Here is a 962-nt window from a genome sequence, read left to right as displayed (position 1 = left end):
ACTATCATTAGATGGAGATAGCTCAACCATCTCAGCAGTAACCTCTTTCGGCAGCGAACCAAAGAAATAGGACTTTCCTTTTATAGTTGTAGGATCTAAGATATAACTTTTATTCTTAAACTCAACTATTCTAAAAACTGCTATATTCGAATACTTAAATTTTAATTCCAAAATTTTCCTCCAAAAACAATGACAGTAATTCAATATTTTTATAAACTACTATCAAATCCATTCAAAAAACTCTATAAAGGCTGCTTCATCGTTATTATAATTCTTCAATTTTTTCAACTGTCAAAAATTTATTTCTATAAGAAAAGCTTATTGGGGGCATCGTCCAAACGCTCAAGTATAAGGCTAGTGAAATTATACCATTAATTACTAAAATTGCTCCCTCTTCACCATTGTTTAACATTAAAAAGAAAAGTAAGCATGCTAAGTTTAGGAAAAGAAATATATACCCTGTTAACTCTCTTCTTTTAGTCGTTCGAAGTGTCAATCTAACTTTCTTACTTTCCTTAGGCAACCGTTCAGCTGCAATTTTATGAGCTTTTCGCAGAGAATTCCAAATAACAAGATAAGAAATCAACATAGAGATAAAATATAAAACTATCTTTAAAAATATTTGTTGACTTATATCATAATTTACAAATAAGTTTTTTAACATATCGTATCCAATTTTTACAATTGGTTGGACCATTATAGCTATAGTGCTAGTTCCCAATAGTGTTTTTGATTTTGTCTCAAAACTAGCATTTTTCTTATCCAGTTTCGTCATATCAACAGTGATATTTTGGGGCAATAAACCCCAACAGTATCTCTTAGGTGTCAGAGTACTAGTATCCATAATATATTTCTGAGAATGCCCATCTATTTCAACTATTTGATAACAACCAATGTTAGAATTTCTAAAATTTATCTCCATTTTTTACTCCTACCACCCAAACACTTTCTAAATTGAACTA

The 962-nt window shown here is 29.9% G+C and carries 1 protein-coding gene and 1 pseudogene; both read right to left on the bottom strand.

Features of this window, described 5'->3' with window-relative positions; all coding sequences use genetic code 11:
- Positions 1 to 171: pseudogene (locus HMPREF2766_RS09905) on the bottom strand (hypothetical protein); the annotation flags it as partial.
- 94 nt (positions 172 to 265) lie between these two features.
- Positions 266 to 922 (bottom strand): DUF443 domain-containing protein, encoded by a 657-nt coding sequence (locus HMPREF2766_RS04210; protein ID WP_070567914.1) that lies wholly within the window; start codon positions 920 to 922, stop codon positions 266 to 268.
- Positions 923 to 962 lie beyond the last annotated feature (40 nt).

Origin of the sequence: Streptococcus sp. HMSC076C08, from assembly GCF_001810825.1 — a bacterium.
In the GTDB taxonomy this organism is placed as follows: domain Bacteria; phylum Bacillota; class Bacilli; order Lactobacillales; family Streptococcaceae; genus Streptococcus.
The sequence above is the reverse complement of the archived record's forward strand: the minus strand, read 5'-3'. Positions and strand labels throughout refer to the sequence as shown.

What these genes read in the sequence shown, in the direction of transcription:
- HMPREF2766_RS04210 (WP_070567914.1), bottom strand. Translation starts at nt 922, where the DNA reads ATGGAGATAAATTTTAGAAATTCTAACATTGGTTGTTATCAAATAGTT.